Source organism: Streptomyces sp. SID14436, from assembly GCF_010548465.1.
Taxonomy (GTDB): Bacteria; Actinomycetota; Actinomycetes; order Streptomycetales; family Streptomycetaceae; genus Streptomyces.
The window spans coordinates 1-5,674 of sequence record NZ_JAAGMD010000346.1; the positions used below are offsets into that span (position 1 = coordinate 1).

The 5,674-nt window shown below is 75.9% G+C and carries 3 protein-coding genes and 1 pseudogene; 3 read left to right on the top strand and 1 reads right to left on the bottom strand.

Annotated elements, in window-relative coordinates:
- Positions 1–383: pseudogene (locus tag G3I53_RS12325) on the bottom strand (SWIM zinc finger family protein); the annotation flags it as partial.
- 134 nt (positions 384–517) lie between these two features.
- On the opposite strand from G3I53_RS12325, the gene G3I53_RS12330 reads away from it, so the two are divergent.
- The 3 genes from G3I53_RS12330 (at position 518) to G3I53_RS12340 (ending at position 5,557) form a co-directional block, all read left to right on the top strand.
- A complete protein-coding gene (locus G3I53_RS12330; protein ID WP_164334134.1) occupies positions 518–1,729 on the top strand; it encodes an AAA family ATPase in 1,212 nt (403 codons plus the stop codon).
- A 103-nt stretch (positions 1,730–1,832) separates the two neighbouring features.
- Positions 1,833–4,313 (top strand): DUF5682 family protein, encoded by a 2,481-nt coding sequence (locus tag G3I53_RS12335; protein WP_239063822.1) that lies wholly within the window; start codon positions 1,833–1,835, stop codon positions 4,311–4,313.
- Between the two features lie 47 nt (positions 4,314–4,360).
- Positions 4,361–5,557, top strand: a complete 1,197-nt coding sequence (locus tag G3I53_RS12340; RefSeq protein WP_164438336.1) for a VWA domain-containing protein — start codon at positions 4,361–4,363, stop codon at positions 5,555–5,557.
- Positions 5,558–5,674: the final 117 nt, after the last annotated feature.

Sequence of the window (5,674 nt, forward strand, 5' to 3'; positions counted from 1 at the left end):
CGCCGGTCCGCCGCCCAGCGCACGGCCCACCCCGGCGCCTCGGCCCGCTGGACCGGCCCGCCGTCGGCGGACCGGAGCAGCAGCAGACCCAGCGCGTGCACGCACGGGGCCGTGCGGCTCGGGCAACTGCACCCGTACGCGGGCCCGGAGGACCCGAGGGCCGGCCCGTCCGGGGACCACGCGTCCGCGACGTCGACGACCGTCCGGTGGGGTTCGGGGCCGCCGCCGCCCACGCACAGACCCCACACCACACCGTCGTCCGACCAGCCCGTGTCCGACCAAGCGCCGGGCACGGCCAGTTCGCTTCCCTCCACCCGTGACGCCCGGTCAGGCGCCAGTGCCGACACCTGATCAGCGGTCGGGAGCACCCCCTGCTGACTCATGCCTCCGACGGTATGCGCCGCCACTGACAACGGCCCTGACGCAGGGTTTTCCACAGGCCGAGCCGATTGTCAGTGGCGTGGTGCACGGTGGAACCAGATCCGAACCGGCCGAGCTGGAGGGGGACGACTCAGCCATGTCCGTACCCGTTGAACCGACGTCCGACGCCCCGCGTCGCAACGGCTCCGCGCCCGCGGGCGCCGACGCCTCCAGGGCCCCGTTCCGCTCTGCACCGGCGCCCGTTCCCGCCCCGCCGGCCGATGCCGCCGCGCCGGTGCTGCGGCCGCACGCCGAGGACGCCTTCGCCGCGGAACTCGCCGCGCTGGCCGCCCAGGACGACCGTCCTCGGCCGGCCAACTGGAAGCTCTCCCCGTGGGCCGTGGCGACCTACCTCCTCGGCGGCACCCTGCCCGACGGCACGGTGATCACCCCCAAGTACGTGGGTCCGCGGCGCATCGTCGAGGTCGCGGTCACCACCCTCGCCACCGACCGGGCCCTGCTGCTCCTCGGCGTCCCGGGCACGGCGAAGACCTGGGTGTCCGAGCACCTGGCCGCGGCGGTCAGCGGCGACTCGACCCTGCTGGTCCAGGGCACGGCCGGCACTCCGGAGGAGGCCATCCGCTACGGCTGGAACTACGCCCGGCTGCTCGCCCACGGCCCCAGCCGTGACGCCCTCGTGCCCAGTCCGGTGATGCGGGCGATGGCGCAGGGCATGACCGTCCGGGTCGAGGAACTGACCCGCATACCGGCCGATGTGCAGGACACCCTCATCACGATCCTGTCCGAGAAGACGCTGCCGGTGCCGGAGCTGGGCGAGGAGGTGCAGGCGGTCCGCGGCTTCAACCTCATCGCCACGGCCAACGACCGCGACCGCGGGGTCAACGACCTCTCCAGCGCCCTGCGCCGCCGGTTCAACACCGTCGTCCTGCCGCTGCCGGGCACGCCCGAGGAGGAGGTCGGCATCGTCGCCCGGCGGGTGGACCAGATCGGGCGCTCCCTCGACCTGCCGGTGCTGCCGGACGGCATCGACGAGATCCGCCGGGTCGTCACCGTCTTCCGCGAGCTGCGCGGCGGCGTCACCGCCGACGGCCGCACGAAGCTCAAGTCCCCCAGCGGCACGCTGTCGACGGCGGAGGCCATCTCCGTCGTCACCAGCGGGCTGGCCCTGGCAACCCACTTCGGCGACGGGGTGCTGCGGGCCGGGGACGTGGCGGCGGGCCTGCTCGGCGCGGTCGTGCGCGATCCCGCGGCCGACCGGGTCGTCTGGCAGGAATATCTCGAGACCGTGGTCCGCGAGCGCGACGGCTGGCAGGACTTCTACCGCGCCTGCCGGGAGGCCGGCGCGTGAGCGGCAGGCCTCCGACGCCGCGGCACCGTCCGGAGCGCACGCCGGGTTCGCTCGGGCCGGCGCATCCGCCCGGCCCGCCGGGGTCGGGCAGGAGGGGGACGGCATGGCGGACGGCATGACGTCCAGTGGGACGTCCAGTGGGAAGGCCGGTGTGACGGTCGACGTGACGGAGGAGGACGTGCCGGGGCCCGGGTGGCCGGCGGTCGGGCCGCTGCTGCTCGGCGTCCGGCACCACGGTCCCGGATCGGCGCGGGCGGTGCGGGCGGCTCTGGAGGCGGCCCGGCCCGCCGTCGTGCTGATCGAGGGGCCACCCGAGGCCGACCCGCTGGTCCCGCTGGCCGCCGACCCGGACATGCGCCCGCCGGTCGCGCTGCTCGCCCATGCCGTGGACGAGCCGGGACGCTCGGCGTTCTGGCCGCTGGCGGAGTTCTCCCCGGAATGGGTGGCCCTGCGGTGGGCCGTCGACCACGGGATCCCGGCCCGCTTCATCGACCTGCCCGCCGCCCACACCCTGGCGTGGCAGGACGACACCGAGGGCGCCGACGACACAGAGGACACAGGGGACGCCGACCGGGACGGCAGGGAAGACCCGGACGACTCGGAGGAGGCCGACGGCTCGGGGGAGGCCGGCGGGCCGGGGGACGCGATACGCATCGACCCCCTGGGCGTGCTGGCCCGCACCGCCGGCCACGACGACGCCGAACGGTGGTGGGAGGACGTCGTCGAGCACCGCGGCGGGGACAAGGGGGACCCCCTGGCGCCGTTCACCGCACTGGAGGAGGCCATGACGGCCCTCCGGGACACCTACGGCAGCGGCGGACACCACCGGGACCTGCTGCGCGAGGCCCACATGCGGCTGGCGATCCGGGCGGCCCGGCGGGAGGCCGGGGAGCGGGTGGCCGTGGTGTGCGGGGCGTGGCACGTGCCCGCGCTGCGCCGGAGGACGACCGTCGCCGCCGACCGGGCCCTGCTGAAGGGGCTGCCCCGGGTACGGACGGACGTCACCTGGGTCCCCTGGACCCACCGCAGGCTGTCCCGGAGCAGCGGATACGGCGCGGGCATCGACTCGCCGGGCTGGTACGGGCACCTGTTCGCCGCACCGGACCGGCCGGTCGAGCGCTGGATGACCAAGGTGGCGGGTCTGCTGCGGGCCGAGGACCGGATCGTCTCCGCCGCCCATGTCATCGAGGCCGTGCGCCTGGCGGAGACGCTGGCCGCGATGCGCGGGCGCCCGCTGGCCGGGCTGGGCGAGACCACCGACGCCGTGCGGGCCGTGCTCTGCGACGGCTCCGACGTGCCGCTGGCCCTGGTGCACGACCGGCTGGTCGTCGGGGACGTGCTGGGCGAGGTCCCGGCGGCCGCGCCCGCGGTGCCGCTGCAGCGGGACCTGACGCGGACCCAGCGACGGCTGCGGCTGAAACCGGAGGCGGCCGAGCGGGAGGTGGAGCTCGACCTGCGCAAGGACACCGACGCGGGCCGCAGCAGACTGCTGCACCGGCTGCGCCTGTTCGGCGTCCGCTGGGGCGAACCGGCGGCCTCGCGGGGCAGCACCGGCACCTTCCGCGAGACCTGGCGGCTGCGCTGGGAGCCCGAGCTGTCCGTGCGGGTCGCCGAGGCGGGCGTGTGGGGGACCACCGTGCTCGGTGCCGCGACCGCCAGGGCGGAGGCCGACGCGATCGCCGCGCGCGGTCTCGCCGAGGTCACCGGTCTCGCCGAGCAGTGCCTGCTCGCCGGACTGCCGGACGCGCTGCCGACCGTGATGCGGGTCCTCGCGGACCGCGCCGCCCTCGACACCGACGTCGGTCACCTCGCCCAGGCGCTGCCGGCCCTCGTGCGTGCGCTGCGCTACGGCGACGTGCGGGGCACGGACGCGGTGGCACTGGCAGGAGTCGCCACCGGCCTCGCCGAGCGGGTCTTCGTCGGACTGCCCCCGGCCTGCACCGCCCTGGACGCCGACGCCGCGCAGGAGATGCGCGGTCACCTCGACGCGGTGCACACGGCGCTGGGTCTGCTCGGTGACTCTCCCGCGCCGGGTCACGGCACGCTGCGGACGCGCTGGCAGGCGGTGCTGCGGACGCTGTCGGGACGGGACACCGTGCCCGGCGTCATCCGCGGCCGGGCGGTACGCCTGCTGCTGGACGGCGGCGCCCTGGTGCCCGAGGAGGCGGCGCGGCTCATGGGGCTCGTGCTGTCCCCGGGGACAACACCGGCCGACGCCGCCGCGTGGATCGAGGGCTTCCTGGGCGGCGGTTCCGGCGGCGGGATGCTCCTCGTGCACGACGAGCGGCTCCGCGCGCTGGTCGACGCCTGGCTGACCGGTGTCCCGGCGGAGGCGTTCACCGACGTACTGCCGCTGCTGAGACGGACGTTCTCGGCGTACGACCCGGGGGTGCGCCGCACCCTCGGGGAACTGGTCCGGCGCGGGCCGGGGACACCGGGGCGCACGGCGGTCGCCGGCCCCGGCGCACCCGGCCTGGACACCGGGCGGGCCGACGCCGTGCTCCCCGTCGTAAGGCTGCTGCTGGGACGGGACGAGGAGGACGGCGCGGTGGCCCGCACCGGGCCGGAGGGGGTGACGGCATGACGGACGGCCGGCAGCAGTGGCGAGCGCGGGAAGCGGGGGAGGAGAGCATGCCGGTGGTGGAACCGGACGACCCGGCGCGGGAGCGGCTGCGGCGGTGGCGGCTGGTGCTCGGCGGGGACGCGGCGGACGGCACCGGATGCGCGCTGTCCGGACGGGACGCCGCGATCGACGGCGCGCTCGCCGCGCTCTACGGCAGGGGCGACAAGCCGCCGACGGGGCAGGACCGGTCGGCGGGCCTCGGGGCCTCGGCACCGTCGGTCGCCCGCTGGCTCGGCGACATCCGCACCTACTTCCCCACCTCGGTCGTCCAGGTCATGCAGCGCGACGCCATGGACCGGCTGGGCCTCGCGAGCCTCCTGCTGGAACCGGAGATGCTGGAGGCGGTCGAGGCCGACGTGCACCTCGTCGGCACCCTGCTGTCGCTCGAGAAGGCCATGCCGGAGACCACGAGGGAGACGGCCCGGGCCGTGGTCCGCAAGGTCGTCGACGACCTGGAGAAGCGGCTCGAGGTCCGCACCCGGGCCACGCTGACCGGCGCGCTCGACCGCAGCGCCCGCGTCCGGCGGCCCCGTCATCACGACATCGACTGGAACCGCACGATCGCCGCGAACCTGAAGCACTACCTGCCGGAGCACGGGACGGTGGTGCCCGACCGGCTCGTCGGCCACGGCCGTGCCGCGCGGTCGGTGCGCAAGGAGATCGTCCTCTGCGTCGACCAGTCGGGGTCGATGGCGGCGTCCGTCGTCCACGCGTCGGTGTTCGGCGCGGTCCTGGCCTCCATACGGTCCCTCGACACCCGCCTGGTCGTCTTCGACACGGCGGTCGCCGACCTCACCGACCAGCTCGACGATCCGGTCGACGTGCTGTTCGGCACCCGGCTGGGCGGCGGTACGGACATCAACCGGGCCCTGGCGTACTGCCAGTCCCGGATCGCCCGGCCCGCGGAGACGGTGGTGGTGCTGATCAGCGACCTCTACGAGGGCGGGATACGCGACGAGATGCTGAAGCGGGTGGCGGCGATGAAGGCGTCGGGGGTGCAGTTCGTGGCGTTGCTGGCGCTGTCCGACGAGGGGGCGCCCGCCTACGACCGGGAGCACGCGGCAGCGCTCGCCGCGCTCGGCGCACCGGCGTTCGCGTGCACACCGGATCTGTTCCCGGAGGTGATGGCGGCGGCGATCGAGAAGCGGCCGCTGCCGATACCCGACCCGGCCGGTACGCCGGACCAGGGACGACCGCCCGCCTGACGTCTTCGCCCGTCCGACGCCCGCCGGGCCGGCGACCGCAGCCCGCCACCCGGTCTCGGCCCGCCACCCGGCCGCGGCCTGCCTCCCGCGGCCCCTCCGACGGCCGCCCACCCCCAG